This is a genomic window from Peribacillus phoenicis, from assembly GCF_047238085.1.
Taxonomy (GTDB): Bacteria; Bacillota; Bacilli; order Bacillales; family DSM-1321; genus Peribacillus.
Genome location: NZ_JBDFMF010000001.1, coordinates 1,244,244 through 1,262,881, shown reverse-complemented (window position 1 = coordinate 1,262,881; position 18,638 = coordinate 1,244,244). Strand labels below are relative to the sequence as shown.

Here is an 18,638-nt window from a genome sequence, read left to right as displayed (position 1 = left end):
CCAATCAACTTTGTTTTAAAATCCTTTTGCCTACAAACTGAGGGCAGCCCGGGAGTCTCTCCATTCCTATTTTTGCACTACCCCTTTACTTGCTTGTATCAAGTCACTAATTTGATCTTCCTTACCTGTCTCGAAGCAATCGATGATCTTGCTGCCGACTATGACACCATCGCAGTATTGCATTGCATCACGGACATGATCTGGCGTCGATATGCCGAACCCAGCAAGAACGGGAACCGGGCTTATCTCTTTTACCTTCTTTAGATAGCCTCCAAGTTCTTCCCCGAAGGCGTCACGGGCACCTGTAATGCCTTTGACTGTAACTGCGTAGATAAAGCCCTCAGCCCCTGCGGTAATCTCAGTGATACGCTCTTCCGATGACGTGAGTGTCACAAGTCGGATAAGAACGATTCCTGCAGTTTTGATTGATGAAAAGATGGCTTCTTCTTCAATTGGTAAATCAGGGATGATGCACCCGGAAATCCCTGCTTGTAGACAGTCATTCGTAAACTCTTTAAGTCCATATGCCAGGATTGAATTCGTATATCCCATTAAAATAATTGGGATGTTCACATCGTTTTTGATTTCCATTACTTTTTTCAAGACATCTTTTAAAGTTGTTCCATTTTCCAAAGAACGGATGCCGGCTTGTTGGATAACCGGTCCATCTGCGACGGGGTCAGAGAATGGGATACCTAGTTCAACAGCAGTCGCTCCGCTGTTTTCAAGGAAAAGAAGTTGGCTCTTTAACCGTTCAAGACCTCCATCGCCTGCCATAATATATGGGATGAATGCTTTTTCCTGTTTTGTTTGACATTCTTGAAGCGCGTTTGTTAATTTATTCATGTTCACTACCCCCCATCAACGATTGGACCGTTTCAACATCCTTATCACCACGGCCGGACAGGCAAATCACCAGTCCTGTTCCTTTCTCCATTTCTTTAGCAAGCTTTAAACCATAGGAAATCGCATGTGAACTTTCTAAAGCAGGGATGATCCCTTCCTCCCTTGAAAGCAACGCTAGAGCTTCCAATGCTTCAGCATCGGTTACCGAAGTATATTCCACCCGATTTGTATCTTTTAAGTAACTATGTTCAGGTCCTACCCCTGGATAATCCAGCCCTGCTGAAATTGAATGTGCCTCCTGGATCTGACCGTCCTCGTTCTGCAATACGTACATGAATGCCCCGTGGAGCACCCCAGGTTTCCCCTTCGTCAAACTTGATGCATGCAATGGCGTTTCAAGTCCACGCCCTGCCGCTTCCACTCCGTATAATTTTACCGTTTCATCCTCAATAAAGGGATAAAACATTCCCATTGCATTACTTCCTCCGCCAATGCAAGCGACTACTGCATCAGGTAGGGAATGAACCTCCTCCGAATATTGACGCTTTGTTTCAATGCCTATCACGCTTTGAAAATCACGAACTATAACGGGGAATGGATGCGGTCCAAGAACCGATCCCATTATATAATGGGTGTCATCCACATTCGCCACCCAATATCGTAACGCCTCATTCACTGCATCCTTCAGTGTCCCGCTTCCTTGTGATACAGATATGACCTTGGCTCCCAAAAGCTCCATCCTGAATACATTTAATTTCTGTCTCCTGATATCTTCTTCTCCCATAAAGATGATGCATTCCAGCTTCAGCAATGCACACACAGTCGCCGTTGCTACCCCATGCTGTCCTGCACCCGTTTCGGCAATCACCTTTTTCTTGCCCATTTTCTGAGTCAGCAAAGCCTGACCGATCGTATTATTTATTTTGTGGGCCCCGGTATGATTCAAGTCTTCGCGCTTCAGGTAAATATTTGCACCACCAGCCAGTTTCGTTAAGTTCTCCGCAAAATAAAGTGGTGTTTCCCGACCGATATATTGTTTCAGGTAATAGCTTAGCTGACTTTGGAATTCAGGATCATTTTTAGATTGTTCATATACTTCTTCAAGCTCCGTAATCGCCGCCATTAAAGTTTCCGGAACGAAACGGCCTCCATATGCTCCAAAATGTCCAGTTTTATCAGGCTGTGTATAAGTGTTCATCTATTCATTCCTCTTTTCCGGCTGTATATTTTGCCTCATTAATAAATGCTTTTATTTTTGCAGCATCTTTTAATCCGTTTGTTTCAACACCACTGGCTACGTCAACTGCGAACGGTGAAACGGCATCAATCGCTTTTCCGACATTTTCCGGAGTCAGCCCACCCGCTAGAATCACCTTCCCCAGTGGCAGTTCCGCTTTTCGGATCATTTCCCAATCCAATGTCAATCCCTTTCCAGATGAACTCTTAGGAAGATCAACTAATAGATAATCTGCTGGGTATTCATGAAGGTTTTCAAGGTCTTTCTCTGTATGGACCGCAAAGGCCTTGATCACCGGTAAGGGCATTCTGCGGGCGAAGCTGGCAGACTCGTTACCATGAAGCTGAATATAATCCAATCCTGCAATTTCAGCACTTTTTATCACTTCTTGTTCAGTTTGATTGGCAAACACTCCGACTTTTTTAACATGTCCAGCTAGATTTGCTCCGAATTCTCCCACTATCTCCGGCTCAACCTTCCTGCTGCTCTCGGCAAAGATGAAACCAATGAAGTCTGCCCCTGATTCAACAGCAGTCTGGGCGGCTGCCAATGTCTTTATCCCACAGATTTTCACTAACATATTAATCTCCTTATATACTCATTTGCAGTTCGGCCATCGTGTGCGGAAGATTTGATGCAGTCATCAGCGTCTCCCCGACTAAAATCGCTTTTGCACCAGCTTCCTTCACACGCATCACGTCTTCTTTTGTCTTGATCCCACTTTCACTGATAATGATATGGCGTGTTGGATCAAGTAACATCGCCAGTCGTTCCGTTACAGCCAAATCCACTTTAAAGGTCTTTAAATTCCGATTGTTAATCCCTATGAGCTCTGCATTCAGCTCGAGAGCCTGTTTTAGTTCGGCTTCATCATGGACTTCCGTCAATACTTCAAGCCCTTTCTTTTTTGCATATTGATATAATTCATGAAGGCGTTCTTTAGAAAGTGCTGCCACAATCAATAGAATGATAGTTGCACCAGCTTGATGGGCACGATCGATTTGGATTTCATCGATGATGAAATCTTTGCAAAGCCTGGGAATCCGTATAGCCTCGCTTACGTTTTTCAAATCTGCAATTGATCCTTTAAAGAAAACCTCATCCGTCAATACGGATATCGCTGCCGCTCCGCCGCTTTCATATGAAAGGGCCTGCTCAATCGGATTAACATGGATTTTAATGTCCCCTTTTGAAGGGGAAGCCCTTTTTATTTCCGCGATAACAGCCATCGATTTCGCCGTTTTCAAATTATCCACCAAAGATGGTCTGACTATGTTGACCATGACCGAATCACCTAAGCCCCTTTCTTTTAATTTTGCGACTTCTACCTTTTTCTGTTCGATGATTTTCGTTAAAATATTTTCCATTACATGACCACCTTATTTCTATTGCCATAAGCAATCAGATTTTCTAACTTTTCAAGAGCCGATCCGCTATCAAGGCTTTCCTTGGCCATAGAGATTCCTTTTTTGATCGTTGCTGCCGTTCCATGTGCGAATAATCCCAATCCAGCATTCAATAAAACGGTATCACGATAGGCCCCTTTTTCCCCCTTGAGAAGCCTAAGCATGATATCGGCATTTTGTTTGGCGTCACCGCCGCGGATGGCATCATTTCCGTAAACCGGCAAATCCACTTCTTCAGGATGCAGCGTAAATGGGATAATATCCCCCTGCTCCAAAAGCACGAGTGAATTTTCACCCTGTAGGCTCGCTTCATCCATGAATCCGGCACCATTTATCACGACCGCGCGTTTCCTGCCTAATTTATGCAGGACTTCCGCAAAAAGCTCGAGCATATCGCGTCGATTGATACCCATTAATTGCGTATCGAGTTGGACTGGATTTGTCAAAGGTCCGATGAGATTAAATATCGTCGGGATTTTCAGTTCTTTTCTCACTTTCATTATCCGTGCAATATTAGGGTGGACCGATGGGGCAAATAAGAATGCGATCCCATTCTCCTCCAACAGTTCTTTTAACATGGCAGGCTCCAAGTACAAATTAACACCTAGCTCTTCCAATACATCCGCACTGCCCGTTTTGCTTGAAATGCTACGGTTTCCATGTTTGGCAACCTTGACACCGGCACCAGCCAGCACGAAGGCCGATGCTGTACTTATATTGAAGCTTTGTGATCCATCTCCTCCCGTTCCGCAATTATCCATTACATTAAGGGAGCTTGTTTGTACACTTCTTGCTTCTTTTCTCATGACCCTGACAAGGCTCGCTATTTCACCTGCCGTTTCCCCTTTGGATTTTAGGGCAATGATGAATGCTGCCATTTCGCTTTCGGTGATATCTTTAGAAAATAACGATTGGGCTGCTCTGCTCATCTCTTCTTCCGTCAATGTTTGACGCTCTGCTAACTTCGCTAAATATTCCTTCACCGCTAACTCCCCCAGTCGTTTTTTGTTTTATAAAATGGATTGTTGCTTCTCTGATTGAAAGGTTCCGGCAATCTCATAAAATTGATGTAATAATTCCTTGCCGATTTTCGTCCCTATTGATTCAGGGTGGAACTGTAAACCGTAGAGCGGGAATTCCTGATGTTTCAGGGCCATGATTTCCCCATCATCCAGTGCTACTGCCGTCACAGTCAGTTCTTCTGGCAAACTCGCCCTTTCAACTACAAGGGAATGGTAACGCATTACCGGGAATTGCAAGTCCAGTTTGGCAAATACACCTGTTCCATCATGTTCGATTACCGATGTTTTCCCATGCATGATTTGTTTCGCTCCAACCACATTCGCACCAAAAACTGCACCAATGGCCTGATGCCCCAGACAAATGCCTAAAAGCGGAACCTTCTCATAAAAATTACGGATGATCTCCATACTGATACCAGCATCTTCCGGCCTGCCGGGTCCCGGGGAAATGACGATTGCCATTGGATTCAGTTCCTCAATTTCCGCAAGGGTGATTTCGTCATTCCTTTTTACTACGATTTCTTTTTCCACTTCCCCTAAATATTGATAAAGGTTGTAAGTGAACGAGTCATAGTTATCAATTAATAAAATCATTTAGTGTGAACCTCCATTAAAGCGCGTGCTTTATTTTGTGTTTCTTCATATTCCGTTTTTGGATCTGAATCATATACAATTCCAGCCCCTGCCTGAACATAGGCCTTGCCATCTTTAATGATCATCGTCCGAATGGCTAAAGCCATATCAAGATCCCCTCCAAAACCTATGTAGCCTATCGAGCCCGAATACATCCCCCGTTTACAATTTTCCAGTTCATTGATCAGCTCCATTGCCCTGATTTTAGGAGCACCTGAAACTGTTCCGGCAGGGAGGCAAACCGTAAGGGCATCTAAACTCGTGTACCCTTCCCTAAGCTTTCCGCTAACCTTCGAAGCAATATGCATGACATGCTGATATCTTTGAATTTCCATTTCCTCAGTAAGGTGGATTGAACCTATTTCGCAAACCCTGCCAAGATCATTCCTGCCTAAATCAACAAGCATCTTATGCTCGGCAAGTTCCTTTTCATCCATCAGCAGGCTTTTTTCGAAGCCCTTATCTTCTTCATCCGTTTTCCCTCTCGGCCGTGTGCCGGCGATGGGATTAACATGAACCATTCCTGATGAAACACTGATTAAACTTTCTGGAGACGACCCAATGATTGTATAGTCGCCAAATTCTATATAAAACATATAAGGAGACGGGTTGGCTAATCGCAAACGTCGGTAAGCATCGAAAGGCTCCCCATCGAAGTCCGCTTTAAACCTTTGAGATAAAACGACTTGGAACACTTCACCGGCTACAATCGCCGCTTTGACTTCAAGGACCATTTTCTCGAATTCATCCTGACTGAAATTCGAATCGAATTCCAAATATTCAGACGATATTTCCTTTGACGGCTTGCTTGCCTGATTGATTTTTCCCTTCATCTCCAATAAACTTTTTTCACTATCTTCTTCCGCAGTCAAAAGATGGATCTTTTGTAGAACATGATCGAATATATACAATTCTTTATAAAAAAGAAAATGAGCATCAGGCATTTGCAGTGAATCAGGAGGAACCGTACCTATATTTTCATATAGACGAATGATATCATAGCCCATATATCCGATTGCGCCACCGTTAAAAGGAGGAAGATGTATGGGAGCTTCTCCTATTTCCACTAATAATTCGTTTTTTAGAAACTCGATGATATTTGTGTTCTTTACGATTTGGTCACCTGTTACCGTGTCTTTCACATATACTTTGTCACCAAGTGATGTTACCTCCAGGTACGGTTTTGAACCTAGATAAGAGTAGCGGCCGTTGTCATGATGCGAATTTGAACTTTCCAATAAAAACTTCTGGTCACCATCCAATTTCTGAAATATGGCAATGGGTGTGTGGATATCCCCTTCAATTGTGTCCATTTTAAAACGGAGTATTTTTTTTTCATCCAAATTATTCATCTCAATTCCCTCCCGATCCTTATGCGTGCGTTCTTATAAACCTCCGAAGGAAAACCCTTTTGGCCAATTGCCGGAGTTTTCAATTCCTCTGGATATTTTTTGATGCTTCTCTAAAAGGTATATATATTGAAATTTCAATAAAAAAATCCCCTGCAAACACAAATATGTGTCTGCAGAGGACGGTATACCGCGGTGCCACCTCAAGTTGGAAAAACGCATCATTTTTCCCTCTCAAGCAAGAATGAAAAATTCTTGCGTTTACCCTTTAACGGTGGCAGCCGAGTTTCCCTACTTATTTCAAGAAACCACTCATAAGTCCATTCATCTTCTTATATCGTACCGGTTTCCACCTATTCCGGCTCTCTGTGACGCATCTAAAAAGATTACTACTCTCATTCATAGATTTAATTATCATTTTCAAAAAAAACGCAAAAAGGGCCCTCATCCAAAGGACGAGGAACCCGTGGTACCACCTTAATTAGCTAAATTAGCTCACTTTACGGCATTAACATGCCTATCTCCATTAACGATGAGATAATCGCCAAAGCCTACTCCGTTATCCGTTTCGGTTTGGGGCTCGGAAGTCCATTCGCTTAAATTCGTTCACCAGTTTTCAGCAACCACTGGCTCTCTGCAGAACATCATTAAGGTACTCTTCTTCGTCACTGCCTTTATCTTTTTCTTGTTTATTATGTTAAAACAATCTTTTCAGTAAGTCAATGGAGTTTTCTAAAAATTATATTTTTAATTTTTCATTTTTATCCATTCTCCGTCATCGATTCCTTTTGCCTTCTTTATAACAAGATAGGCTGAATAGGTGCTTACTGACTCGAACTCATCCGTATACTTTTTTTCATCCGCCTTACCAGGGACTATTTCCTTGAATCTTCGGTAAGCCTTCATGAATTCTTCCTTTTGTATTTTATTTTCATAAGCCTTTTCTACCGCTTCAAAGAATTTAATCACATCTACGATTTCGTCAGTAGACCAATCAAGATCCATTGGATATTGATAATCCATACCCTAAACACGCTCCTTCTAGATAGTTTTTCATGTTGTCCGGCAGACCATTTATATCAGTCTGCCCATTTTGAACGAATTGCTTCCGCCTGGTCGATAATCCGACTGAATAGTTCAGCAGTCGATGGTACATCATGAATCAGCCCCATCACTTGTCCAGCCCAGGCAAAGCCTTCAGCTTCAATACCGTCATGGATATAACGCTGGTTCGCTTTACCACTTATGTAATCCTTCAATTCTTCATATCCGCCGTTTTCTTTTTCTATATCAAGGATCTTATCGGTCCAGCTGTTAGCAATTACCCTTGCTGGTGCACCAATGGACCGCTTGATGATAACGGTATCATTTTCCGTGCCGGAAACCAAGGTATTTTTATATAATTCATGTGCATGAACACACTCCTTGACTGCTATGAATCTTGTCCCCATCTCGATTCCTTCGGCACCAAGTGCCATTGCTGCCATCAAACCGCGTCCATCGCCAAATCCACCCGAGGCGATTACTGGAATTTTAACGGAGTCCACAACTTGAGGAATTAACACAGAAGTTCCAATATCATCACGGCCTAAATGTCCTCCTCCCTCCTGACCAACCACCATCACTGCATCTGCCCCAAGCTGTTCAGCCTTCATTGCCTGCCTTCTTGCAGCAACAAGCACAAGTTTTTTCACCTGGGTGCCATTGACGTAATCAAGGAATGGGCCAGGGTTGCCGCCGGTTACGGAAACAGCTGCAATATCCTCTTTCAAGGCTGCTTCCAGCATGTGTTCATAAGGCCTTCCATGCTGACCGATTGCAAAGTTCACACCAAACGGTTTATCCGTCAATGATTTCGTTTTTCTAATTTCATCTACCAGTTGCTCCGGGTTGTCCAAGGACATGGCCGTTACCTGCCCAAGCCCCCCTGCATTCGAAACTGCCGCAGCCAGGTCTGCATATGCTAAATGGGCCAATCCCCCTTGTACGATTGGGTATTGAATGCCTAACAAATCGGTCACACGCGTTTTCCACTTCAAACTCCTCATCTCCCTTTTCATTTTGGTCGTTTGTTTATTTAGCTGAATCCAAATCATTAGCTTCATTATGGCAAATATTGTTTACCCGTTCAATTTTTAAACTCACAAATACAATATTAATAAAAGAAGAATTCTTGAGTAAATCCAGTAAATACTAGGAAAATGGACATTTATAAACTGCAGATAATTTTATTGAGCCCCTTAACAACAAAGACATATATAAATTGTTTAAGTCAGGACATTAAAGTCACTCTAGGCATTTATTATAAGACGTGCTATAATTCATATGTTTTATGTCTATCCACAAGCTTACAAACCATTTGAATGGAATCGGAGAAACATACGATCGTTAATAGAAAGGGAGTATATGCTCCCAAATATTTCGTACCTATTTTATTGAAAAGGGGCCACAAAGAATTGTCACAGAATGAAACACCCTTATACACTGCCTTATTGCAGCATGCAAAAAGAAATCCCGTTCAATTTCATATTCCAGGTCATAAAAAAGGAAAAGGAATGGACGCTGATTTCCGTAATTTCATTGGAGAAAATGCATTATCCATAGATTTAATCAATATCGCTCCACTCGATGATCTCCATCAGCCAAAAGGGATCATTAAACAAGCTCAGGATCTTGCAGCCGAGGCTTTTGGGGCAGATCACACATTCTTTTCCGTTCAAGGAACAAGTGGAGCAATCATGACGATGGTCATGACAGTATGCGGACCTGGGGACAAAATCATCGTTCCAAGGAATGTACATAAATCCGTAATGTCCGCCATTGTATTTTCTGGAGCTGTTCCCATTTTCATCAATCCTGAAATAGACAAAGATTTGGGCATCTCACACGGTATCACCGTCGAGGCCGTTGAAAAAACTTTAAGCGAACATAGCGATGCAAAAGGATTGCTTGTCATCAACCCCACTTATTTCGGCATTTCGGCTGATTTGCAGAAAATAGTGGAAGTGGCTCATTCCCACCAAATCCCAGTACTCGTAGATGAAGCGCATGGTGTCCATATTCACTTCCACGAAGACTTGCCGATGTCAGCCATGCAAGCTGGAGCAGATATGGCTGCAACGAGTGTTCATAAACTGGGAGGTTCACTGACGGGAAGTTCCATATTGAATGTTAAGACTGGATTGGTTTCCGCAAATCGTGTTCAAGCCATATTGAGCATGCTCACAACCACCTCAACCTCCTATATCCTTCTGGCTTCCCTGGATACGGCTAGAAGACAACTTGCGACGGTAGGCAGGGAAATGGTCGATGAAGCGATCAATCTCGCAGGGTATATCCGTGAGGCCGTTAATGAGATTCCTTATCTATACTGTGTCGGCAGCGAAATTCTCGAGAGTAAGGCAGCATATAGCTATGATCCGACTAAATTGATCATATCCATTAAGGAATTGAATATTACCGGATACGACGTCGAGAAATGGCTTCGTGAAAAGCATAATATCGAAGTTGAACTTTCTGACTTGTACAACATCCTTTGCCTGATAACACCTGGAGACTCAAAAACAGAAGCGGATCTGCTGATCGCTGCCCTTAGAGACTTATCGGATGAGTTTAAGGAAATGGCTGCAGAACATGAAAAAATTGAAGTCCTGCTTCCTGATACACCACCACTGGCTTTATCACCCAGGGAGGCATTTTATGCAGAAACCGAAGTGGTTCCCATTGAGGAATCGGTCGGCAAAATCAGCGCTGAATTCATAATGGTTTACCCGCCGGGAATCCCGATCTTCATTCCAGGTGAATTGATTACTGAAGATAATATCAATTACATCCGGAAAAACATCGAGGCCGGACTTCCTGTTCAAGGCCCTGAGGACCCAGAAATAAAATATTTACGCATTATTAAGAATTGATCGATTCCATCAAACCAGAGCAGAGTACTGCTCTGGTTTTTTTGTACCTTTTAATATTAAGCACTGACTTCTATAAAAAGGGTGCTCCAGGTTACAATCCTGAAACACCCTTAAATTCTATTAATCTTGAAAATCCTTTTTCGATTTATTTTTCAGAGGCAGCTGTATCACAGCTTTGGCAGTTGTGATTATGTGTATATAGTACACTTACTTTCTCATCTTCAAAATGTTCAATCGTGCTATTGCAAGTTTGACATACGATAGTTCCCATTTTTACAACCCCTTCCCCTATATTGTATGCATTATTGATATAATGTAACCGCTTTAAATGAATTATAATATAACACATTTATTATTTCAAGCTAAAAAGTATAACATATATACTTTTCCCCACTTTATGAACGATCATCTTGAAAGAACTGCATTCCAATCGTTCGTTAGACTGATTCTTTTTTTTAGGCTCTTTTCATAAAGATTGTTGTTTTTAAAACGAAACTATTTAAGGTTGATTGGAGCGGAAGTGCGAGACTCCTGCGGGAGCAGCGGGACAGGTGAGACCCCACAGGCGTTTACGCCGAGGAGGCTCACCGCCCGCCCCGCGGAAAGCGAGCATCTGGAGGGGAAATCAACCACACCGCACTACTTGGTAAATAGCAACAAAGTATGCGAAAACAGCCTTTTTTAAAACACGGGAATTTATTTATAAACGAAGGGCCCTTGACTCAATGCATCATACTCCTTGCTTCAGCATAGCAAGGTGAAAAAGGAATTTCGCCTTTTCATTTACATATAGATATGTATATAATACATCCATAAAATGTTAATATATTCTTACATTCTATTAAGGGGGATCCACATGACTGAAAATGCCTATATCAAACTTGTTCCTGAGTCCGCGAAAGGAACTGTAACCATCGAAGACGTGAAAGAATTGCTGAACTATTATCGAATGATCACAGCGAAAACCGGAAAGCAGCTGGATTGGGACTATGATAAGAAGGCATTTCCTTATGAAATGAAAGAACCGGCAAGAATGAAAGATAAGGCCATATACCTCCAATCCAAAGAAGATCGATATCACATGATATTGATAGGCGTCGACCAAGAGATCGTTAAGGATGAAGATGGATCTGAGCGGATTCAATCCTATATCCAATTCACCCTCCCTGAAACAGCCACTTTCGGTGATAAGGGAAAAGCAAATGAATTGTGCAAGTTCCTTGCAAAGAAATTACGGGCACAGCTTCACCTCTTCAATAAACGGGTGATGTATTATTATCCAAGGAAATAAAAAACCTGCAGATTGCCTAAATTGGCTCATGCAGGCGTTTCAATTAATTTTGGATCAAGGATCTCATAACCTTTCTTTTGAAAACCTTTCACGATATCCTCTATCGCTTCACTCGTCCATTTCCGGTCATGCATCAGTAAGTTCGCGCCATTTCCTAAATAAGGGCTGTTCAACATGATTTCCGTTAAAGCTTTTTTATCCTGATACTCTTTTTCCCAGTCATATCCGTATGTCCAGTTCATGACCAACATTTTTTCTTTCTCAGCGACTTTTTTTGAATGCTCGGTATTCGATCCAAATGGCGCCCTGAAGTACTTAGGGCGTACCCCTGTAATGCCCTCAACCAAATTGTTCAATTTTACGATTTCCCGCTCCTGTTCCTTTTCGGTCAACTCTTTTAAATTCACATGGGAATAAGTATGATTGCCGATAGAAAAACCCATTTCATAAATTTCTTTTAGCATCGCTTTATTTTCATCATTTTCAAGAAAGTGACCATTCACGAAAAATATTGCAGGTACTTTAAGTCGCTTCAGGGTTTGGGCGATTGCCAGGGAATATTTATCAGGTGCATCATCAAATGTTAACAACACAACTTTCGGATTTGCATCCCCAATCGGTTTAAATGACCAATTCTCTTTATTCACCCGATATTCTGCCTTTACATTCCTTTCGCCAATTGTTTTTGACGTTTCTTTTTTCAAATCTTTCTCTTGATGGCTTTCATCTTGGATCGTTGTGGTCGTTTCAACACTTTTTTGATTCTCATTTTCAGTTTGACCGGAACTCGGATCATTACAAGCCATCAATAAAAATGATACAAATGTAAATAATGCTACTACTTTGTTAATCATGATTCCTCCGTGGTTGATTGTGTGTCATTGCGGCTTACTTAAAAATTCAATAAACGGGTACCAGCGTTTCCAAAAGGATTTGCAAAATCCCGTAACATAATAGACTTATCACGGTAACAAGCATGGTTCGTCTATTGGATTTTAAAATCATCTTACCAATGTAGATGGCTAAATAAGAAAAGACCAGAAACATGAATACTTTGAAAACGAATCGATCGTTAACAGACAGCCATTCAACTAATGTATACCCGCTCCAAACGATTAGTTGAAAGAGGATTACCAGATAGTTTTTCAAGTGATCCACCTCATTTTAATATGAATATATCAGCCATGATCTTTTTATTGGCAAAAAATATTCCTATAGCACATCGCTCATCTTATTTTTTATCCTCTATTAACTTTTTCAAACCCTTTCAAGGAAAAAAGTAAGAAGTCCTTTTTATAGCTTATGCCCTTTTTGTCCTTTTCATTTAACTAGTGTGAAGAAAATCATGAATGGGGAGTCATCCTTAATTTTTTTAATCCGGCCAAAAAAAGCGTACTGCATTAGCAGTACGCTTTTATATAACTCAATTACTTAATGATGTGGATAGGAGTTCCAAGGGCAACTTCAGCAGCTTCCATTGTGATTTCCCCTAATGTTGGATGTGCATGGATTGTCATTGCTATATCTTCGGCAGTCATTCCTGCTTCGATAGCCAAACCAAGTTCTGCAATCATATCAGAAGCGTTTGGTCCTGCAATTTGTGCTCCAATAACCAATCCGTCTTCTTTGCGAGTAATAAGCTTCACAAATCCGTCCGTATTATTTAAGGAAAGAGCACGTCCATTTGCAGCGAATGGGAATTTAGAAGCAAGCGCTTCGATTCCAGCTTCCTTCGCTTCTTTTTCATTGTAACCGACAGAAGCAAGTTCCGGTTCAGAGAATACAACAGCCGGAATAGCAAGATAGTCGATTTCAGATGAATGTCCTGCAATGGCTTCAGCTGCAATTTTACCTTCATAAGAAGCTTTATGAGCCAACTGAGGCCCAGAAACGATATCACCGATTGCGTAAATGTTTTTCACGCTTGTACGGCATTGTTTATCCGTTTCGATTAAACCTCGGTCAGTCATTTTGATACCGACTTGTTCCAGGCCGATTTCTGCAGTATTTGGACGACGTCCAACTGTTACTAAAACGTAATCGGCTTCAACTTTTTTCTCTTCGCCTTTTACTTCATAAGTAACTGTTACGCCTGTTTCAGTTTCTTCCACGCCTTTAGCATTAGCTTTAGTGACAATTTCAGCACCTTTGTTTTTAAGGTTACGCTTAACAAGTGCTGCCATTTGTTTTTCAAAGCCTGCAGAAAGGATTTCTTCCGTACCTTCAAGGATGGTCACTTTAGTGCCAAAGCTTGCGAATGCTCCGCCAAGCTCAGTTCCGATGTAACCTCCGCCGATTACTACGATCGAACTTGGAACTTCTTCCAAAGCAAGAGCGCCAGTGGAATTAAGTACACGTTTCGTATATTTAAATGACGGAATCTCGATTGGCGATGAGCCAGTGGCGATGATTGCGTTTTTAAATGTATATGTTTGGGCTGAGTCATCATTCATAACACGGATGCTGTTTTCATCAACGAAATAAGCTTCGCCAGTTACAACATCAACGTTATTGCCTTTTAATAGGCTGCTTACACCGCCTGTTAATTTTTTGACAACAGAACCTTTCCAAGCTTGTACTTTAGAAAAATCAACCGTAACTTTTTCTGCAAAGATACCCATATCTTCTGAATGCTGAGCTTCATGGAAACGGTGTCCAGCCGAAATTAAAGCTTTCGATGGGATACAGCCTACATTCAAACAAACTCCGCCGATTGTTCCTTTTTCAACGACCGTTACTTTCTGTCCAAGCTGTGCTGCGCGAATTGCGGCAACATATCCCCCTGGGCCTGAACCGATCACTAAAGTATCTGTTTCGATTGGAAAATCTCCTACTACCATTGTTTACGCCTCCATTAACAATAATTCTGGGTCGTTCAATAACTTTTTGATATGATTCAATGCATGTTGAGCTGTTGCTCCATCAATCATGCGGTGATCAAAGCTCAGTGATAATGCCAGAACTGGAGCGGCGATAATTTCCCCGTCGCGTACAATTGCTTTTTCGGCAATGCGTCCAATCCCTAGAATGGCAACTTCTGGATGATTGATTACAGGTGTGAACCATTGACCGCCTGCGGAACCGATATTCGTAATGGAGCAAGAAGCACCTTTCATTTCGTTAGGAGCCAATTTGCCGTCACGGGCTTTCGTCGCTAATTCGTTAATTTCTTGTGAAATAGCAAAAGTTGATTTACGATCTGCATCTTTTACAACTGGAACGAGCAGTCCTTTATCTGTGTCTGCCGCAATTCCGATATTGTAATAGTGTTTATGGATAATCTCACTAGCTTCATCATCAAATGATGTGTTTAGCATAGGGAATTCACGTAATGCACTTGTTAACGCTTTAACAACATAAGGTAGGAATGTAAGCTTGATTCCTTTTTCTGCAGCAATTTCCTTGAATTTCTTACGGTGAGCAACCAATAGCGTCACATCGACTTCATCCATTAATGTTACATGCGGAGCTGTCTGCTTGGATTTAACCATTGCTTTTGCGATCGCTTTTCTCATACCGCTCATTTTCTCGCGAGTTTCAGGATATTGCCCTTCTGGAATTGAAACTTTTTGTTTTTCGGTTGTTTCCGTATCATTTTGTTGTGAAGCTTCACTTTGAGCTGCTGGTTGCTGTGGAGCGGTTTTGCCGTTTTTGAAAGCATCTATGTCTTCTTTCATGATGCGGCCGTTATCCCCAGAACCAGAGATCTCACGAATGTTTACCCCTTGTTCGCGTGCATATTTCCTGACAGAAGGCATGGCGATAATACGTCGTGAAGGATCTGCCTCAACCTGTGGTTGTGCTCCCGCGCCCGTTACTCCGCTATTTTCTTGAACCGGAGCAGCCTCTTTCTTGACTTCCTGTCCAGCTTCAGCAGTTGCTTGAACCTGGGCCTCCGTATTCTTCTCGCCTTCTGCCTTCGCTTCTTCTCCATGATCCCCTTTAAACTGAAGATTTTCATAACCTGGAGCATCGAATGTTACAAGCACATCGCCAACAACGGCAACCGTTCCTTCTTGAACAAGGATTTCTTCAACGGTACCTTCCACCGGTGATGGGATTTCAACAACGGCCTTATCGTTTTGAACCTCGCAAAGCACGTCATCCTCTTGAATCTTATCTCCTGGTTTTACAAACCATTTCACTATTTCACCTTCGTGTATACCTTCTCCGATATCAGGGAGTCTAAATTGGAATGCCACTGAGTTCAACCTCCTATATTAAATCATACTTAGTGCTTTGAATAAAGTCCTTTATCTTGCATTACCGTTAATGCAAAACTACTTTCCCAAGCAGGACATTCATTCCATTACTTAAGATTGTTAAAACTTCAAGACTTTAGTCGCCGTTTCAATAATGTCTTTATAATTAGGGAGCCATACTGTTTCAGCTTGTGAAAACGGGAATACCGTATCAGCTGCCGCCACTCGCAGTACTGGAGCATCCAAGCTTAAAATGGCACGTTCGTTAATTTCCGCTACAACATTAGCTGCTATACCAGCTTGCTTTTGTGCTTCTTGAACAACGATAGCGCGTCCTGTTTTTTCTACAGAAGCAATGATTGTATCGATATCCAATGGAGATACAGTACGTAAGTCGACCACTTCGACGGAATGACCATCCTTAGCCAATTCCTCAGCTGCCTTGATGGATTCCTGCACCATCGCACCATACGTAATAATGGATAAATCCGTTCCTTCTCTTTTCACGTCCGCTTTTCCTAATGGAATTGTATATTCTTCTTCAGGAACTTCCTGACGGAAAGAACGGTACAATTTCATGTGCTCAAGGAAAATGACAGGGTCATTATCACGAATCGCAGAAATCAATAAGCCTTTTGCATCGTAAGGAGTGGAAGGGATAACTACTTTTAACCCTGGTTGCTGAGCCATTAAACCTTCTAAGCTATCAGCATGCATTTCCGGTGTATGCACTCCTCCTCCAAAAGGTGAACGAATTGTAACAGGTGCACTGTAACGTCCGCCTGAACGGTAGCGCATACGAGCAAGCTGACCGCTTACGGAATCCATTACTTCATATACAAATCCGAAGAATTGAATTTCAGGAACAGGACGGAAACCTTGTAAAGAAAGACCGACCGCTAATCCACCGATTCCAGATTCAGCTAGAGGTGTATCGAATACACGATCTTCACCGAATTCTTTTTGAAGATTTTCCGTTGCACGGAAAACTCCTCCATTAAGACCAACATCTTCCCCAAAAACGAGTACATTCTCGTCATTTTTAAGTTCTGTGCGTAATGCTTCTGTAATTGCTTGAATCATCGTCAATTGAGCCATGGCTTACTTCGACTCCTTCTCTTTATAAATTTCATATTGTTCTTTTAAGTTATAAGGCATTTCTTCATACATAATTTCAATTAGGTCTGTAACCTTTTGTTTAGGTTCTGCATCAGCCAATTTGATTGCTTCTTTAATATCGTCTTTTGCTTTTTCTATCGTTTCGTTTTCTAATTCTTCATTCCAAAGTTTTTTGTTTTCCAAGAACTTGCGGAAACGAACCAATGGATCTTTCAGTTCCCACTCGTTATCCATTTCGGAAGTACGGTAACGTGTCGGGTCATCCCCAGCCATCGTATGCGGACCATAACGGTAAGTTAATGTTTCAATCAATGTAGGGCCTTCACCATTGATTGCACGTTCACGTGCTTCTTTAACGGCTGTATAAACGGCCAACGCATCCATACCATCAACCTGGATTCCAGGAATACCTGCAGCCACACCCTTTTGAGCCAATGTTTTAGCTGCTGATTGCAAATCAACCGGTGTCGAGATTGCGAAACGGTTATTTTGCACGATGAAGATAGCTGGCGCTTTAAATGCACCTGCAAAGTTAATTCCCTCATAGAAGTCACCTTGTGAGGTTCCACCGTCACCCGTATATGTAATGGCAACAGCTTTTTTCCCGCGTTTCTTCAACCCAAGAGCCACTCCGGCAGCTTGGATATATTGAGCGCCGATAATGATTTGAGGGGAAATGACATTGACGTCTTCAGGAATTTGATTTCCTTTAAAGTGTCCCCGGGAGAATAAGAATGCTTGCCAAAGCGGCAGACCATGCCAAACGATTTGCGGAACATCACGGTAACCAGGCAAAATGAAATCTTCTTTTTCCAAAGCATACTGGGAAGCGATTTGAGAAGCTTCTTGACCGGCAGTCGGTGCATAGAAACCTAATCTGCCTTGGCGGTTCAGTGATATGGAACGTTGATCCAAGATACGTGTATAAACCATACGACGCATTAATTCTTGCAATTGTTCATCACTTAAATCAGGCATAGCCGCTTCATTAACGACTTCTCCCTCTTCATTTAAAATTTGAAAAGTTTCAAATTGTTCTTCTACTTTCTTAAGCTGATCTTGAACATTAATTTTAGCTTGCTTAGTTTTTTGAGCCATTTGGCACCTCATCCTTTCATTAAAAAGGTTTGCTATTATTATTCTATAAAGCAAAAAAAGTTTGCTTTTTAGTTTCTTCAACAATACATTCTTTTATTTTTCCCTTAAGACCAATCCCTCAAACGTGGATATGCTTAATATGTCTCAATCTTATTCTGTACCATAAAAAAAATCAAGGAAAATGATACAAGAATTTTTATAGATTAAGTTTACAAGATGAATTAACATCAAGTCAATCACTTGGAGCTCCTTATAATTTTGATTTAATAGAATTTCCAGCACTCATACTTCTTCTCTGTATTAGTTTTCACTTTACAACTGTACTATTAAAATTTACGTCTTTATCGATTTAAGGTTGGCGAAGGATAACATTTCAATTCCCCCGCATATCCCATCGATTCCAAAACCGCTTTAACTAAAGGCATTTGAGGCTTCGGAATAATATTCCAAAAAAACGTTCAAACGCTTTCATATAACGCTGCTGTTAGATTTTTAATTATCGATTTTTTTTAGTACAGGTA

At 41.7% G+C, this 18,638-nt stretch carries 18 protein-coding genes and 2 other annotated features; of the genes, 2 read left to right on the top strand and 16 right to left on the bottom strand.

Annotated elements, in window-relative coordinates:
- Positions 1-66: 66 nt before the first annotated feature.
- The 9 genes from trpA to ABC374_RS06065 form a co-directional block, all read right to left on the bottom strand.
- Complete coding sequence (gene trpA / locus ABC374_RS06105; RefSeq protein WP_413016500.1) at positions 67-846, bottom strand: tryptophan synthase subunit alpha; 780 nt, start codon at positions 844-846, stop codon at positions 67-69.
- A complete protein-coding gene (trpB, locus tag ABC374_RS06100) occupies positions 839-2,044 on the bottom strand; it encodes a tryptophan synthase subunit beta (protein ID WP_413016498.1) in 1,206 nt (401 codons plus the stop codon). Before trpB ends, trpA begins: the two co-directional genes overlap by 8 nt.
- Positions 2,045-2,048: 4 nt before the next feature.
- On the bottom strand, positions 2,049-2,663 hold the full coding sequence (locus ABC374_RS06095) for a phosphoribosylanthranilate isomerase (protein ID WP_413016497.1): 615 nt from the start codon (positions 2,661-2,663) through the stop codon (positions 2,049-2,051).
- A gap of 10 nt (positions 2,664-2,673) precedes the next feature.
- Complete coding sequence (gene trpC / locus ABC374_RS06090; protein ID WP_413016495.1) at positions 2,674-3,450, bottom strand: indole-3-glycerol phosphate synthase TrpC; 777 nt, start codon at positions 3,448-3,450, stop codon at positions 2,674-2,676.
- A complete protein-coding gene (trpD, locus tag ABC374_RS06085) occupies positions 3,450-4,472 on the bottom strand; it encodes an anthranilate phosphoribosyltransferase (RefSeq protein WP_413016493.1) in 1,023 nt (340 codons plus the stop codon). Before trpD ends, trpC begins: the two co-directional genes overlap by 1 nt.
- Positions 4,473-4,499: 27 nt before the next feature.
- Positions 4,500-5,105: an anthranilate synthase component II gene (locus tag ABC374_RS06080; RefSeq protein ID WP_413016491.1), complete on the bottom strand. Its 606-nt coding sequence runs from the start codon at positions 5,103-5,105 to the stop codon at positions 4,500-4,502.
- Entirely contained in the window at positions 5,102-6,496 is a 1,395-nt protein-coding gene (trpE, locus tag ABC374_RS06075) for an anthranilate synthase component I (RefSeq protein ID WP_413016489.1), read from the bottom strand. Before trpE ends, ABC374_RS06080 begins: the two co-directional genes overlap by 4 nt.
- 172 nt (positions 6,497-6,668) lie before the next feature.
- Positions 6,669-6,905 (bottom strand) — a binding site (T-box leader).
- Between the two features lie 36 nt (positions 6,906-6,941).
- Positions 6,942-7,171 (bottom strand) — a binding site (T-box leader).
- 69 nt (positions 7,172-7,240) lie between these two features.
- Entirely contained in the window at positions 7,241-7,516 is a 276-nt protein-coding gene (locus tag ABC374_RS06070) for a UPF0223 family protein (protein ID WP_063596342.1), read from the bottom strand.
- A gap of 56 nt (positions 7,517-7,572) precedes the next feature.
- Positions 7,573-8,532, bottom strand: coding sequence for an NAD(P)H-dependent flavin oxidoreductase (locus ABC374_RS06065; protein ID WP_350301913.1), 960 nt, complete (start codon positions 8,530-8,532; stop codon positions 7,573-7,575).
- 417 nt (positions 8,533-8,949) lie between these two features.
- On the opposite strand from ABC374_RS06065, the gene ABC374_RS06060 reads away from it, so the two are divergent.
- Positions 8,950-10,407 (top strand): aminotransferase class I/II-fold pyridoxal phosphate-dependent enzyme, encoded by a 1,458-nt coding sequence (locus ABC374_RS06060; protein ID WP_350301912.1) that lies wholly within the window; start codon positions 8,950-8,952, stop codon positions 10,405-10,407.
- 145 nt (positions 10,408-10,552) lie between these two features.
- Here ABC374_RS06060 and ABC374_RS06055 read toward each other — a convergent pair whose 3' ends face one another.
- Positions 10,553-10,678, bottom strand: coding sequence for a GapA-binding peptide SR1P (locus ABC374_RS06055; protein WP_072272684.1), 126 nt, complete (start codon positions 10,676-10,678; stop codon positions 10,553-10,555).
- Between the two features lie 585 nt (positions 10,679-11,263).
- On the opposite strand from ABC374_RS06055, the gene ABC374_RS06050 reads away from it, so the two are divergent.
- A complete protein-coding gene (locus ABC374_RS06050; protein ID WP_413016486.1) occupies positions 11,264-11,698 on the top strand; it encodes a DUF1885 family protein in 435 nt (144 codons plus the stop codon).
- A 26-nt stretch (positions 11,699-11,724) separates the two neighbouring features.
- On the opposite strand, the gene ABC374_RS06045 is transcribed toward ABC374_RS06050, so the two are convergent.
- The 6 genes from ABC374_RS06045 to pdhA form a co-directional block, all read right to left on the bottom strand.
- The gene (locus ABC374_RS06045; RefSeq protein ID WP_350301910.1) at positions 11,725-12,552 is read right to left on the bottom strand and encodes a polysaccharide deacetylase family protein; all 828 of its coding nucleotides are present in this window, start codon (positions 12,550-12,552) and stop codon (positions 11,725-11,727) included.
- A gap of 46 nt (positions 12,553-12,598) precedes the next feature.
- Positions 12,599-12,856, bottom strand: a complete 258-nt coding sequence (locus ABC374_RS06040; protein WP_306804763.1) for a hypothetical protein — start codon at positions 12,854-12,856, stop codon at positions 12,599-12,601.
- 269 nt (positions 12,857-13,125) lie between these two features.
- Entirely contained in the window at positions 13,126-14,538 is a 1,413-nt protein-coding gene (gene lpdA / locus ABC374_RS06035) for a dihydrolipoyl dehydrogenase (RefSeq protein ID WP_133348424.1), read from the bottom strand.
- 3 nt (positions 14,539-14,541) lie between these two features.
- Positions 14,542-15,900, bottom strand: coding sequence for a dihydrolipoamide acetyltransferase family protein (locus tag ABC374_RS06030; protein WP_101224535.1), 1,359 nt, complete (start codon positions 15,898-15,900; stop codon positions 14,542-14,544).
- A gap of 120 nt (positions 15,901-16,020) precedes the next feature.
- Positions 16,021-16,998 carry an alpha-ketoacid dehydrogenase subunit beta gene (locus tag ABC374_RS06025; protein WP_034314063.1) on the bottom strand — a complete coding sequence of 326 codons (978 nt, stop codon included), beginning with the start codon at positions 16,996-16,998 and terminating at the stop codon, positions 16,021-16,023.
- Between the two features lie 3 nt (positions 16,999-17,001).
- Positions 17,002-18,117: a pyruvate dehydrogenase (acetyl-transferring) E1 component subunit alpha gene (gene pdhA / locus ABC374_RS06020; RefSeq protein WP_241590432.1), complete on the bottom strand. Its 1,116-nt coding sequence runs from the start codon at positions 18,115-18,117 to the stop codon at positions 17,002-17,004.
- Positions 18,118-18,638 lie beyond the last annotated feature (521 nt).

Coding starts and splice junctions, on each gene's coding strand:
- ABC374_RS06025 (WP_034314063.1), bottom strand. CDS start 16,998: ATGGCTCAATTGACGATGATTCAAGCAATTACAGAAGCATTACGCACA.
- lpdA (WP_133348424.1), bottom strand. CDS start 14,538: ATGGTAGTAGGAGATTTTCCAATCGAAACAGATACTTTAGTGATCGGT.
- trpC (WP_413016495.1), bottom strand. CDS start 3,450: ATGGAAAATATTTTAACGAAAATCATCGAACAGAAAAAGGTAGAAGTC.
- ABC374_RS06070 (WP_063596342.1), bottom strand. CDS start 7,516: ATGGATTATCAATATCCAATGGATCTTGATTGGTCTACTGACGAAATC.
- pdhA (WP_241590432.1), bottom strand. CDS start 18,117: ATGGCTCAAAAAACTAAGCAAGCTAAAATTAATGTTCAAGATCAGCTT.
- ABC374_RS06055 (WP_072272684.1), bottom strand. CDS start 10,678: ATGGGAACTATCGTATGTCAAACTTGCAATAGCACGATTGAACATTTT.
- trpA (WP_413016500.1), bottom strand. CDS start 846: ATGAATAAATTAACAAACGCGCTTCAAGAATGTCAAACAAAACAGGAA.
- trpE (WP_413016489.1), bottom strand. CDS start 6,496: ATGAATAATTTGGATGAAAAAAAAATACTCCGTTTTAAAATGGACACA.
- ABC374_RS06045 (WP_350301910.1), bottom strand. CDS start 12,552: ATGATTAACAAAGTAGTAGCATTATTTACATTTGTATCATTTTTATTG.
- trpB (WP_413016498.1), bottom strand. CDS start 2,044: ATGAACACTTATACACAGCCTGATAAAACTGGACATTTTGGAGCATAT.
- ABC374_RS06080 (WP_413016491.1), bottom strand. CDS start 5,105: ATGATTTTATTAATTGATAACTATGACTCGTTCACTTACAACCTTTAT.
- ABC374_RS06050 (WP_413016486.1), top strand. CDS start 11,264: ATGACTGAAAATGCCTATATCAAACTTGTTCCTGAGTCCGCGAAAGGA.
- ABC374_RS06095 (WP_413016497.1), bottom strand. CDS start 2,663: ATGTTAGTGAAAATCTGTGGGATAAAGACATTGGCAGCCGCCCAGACT.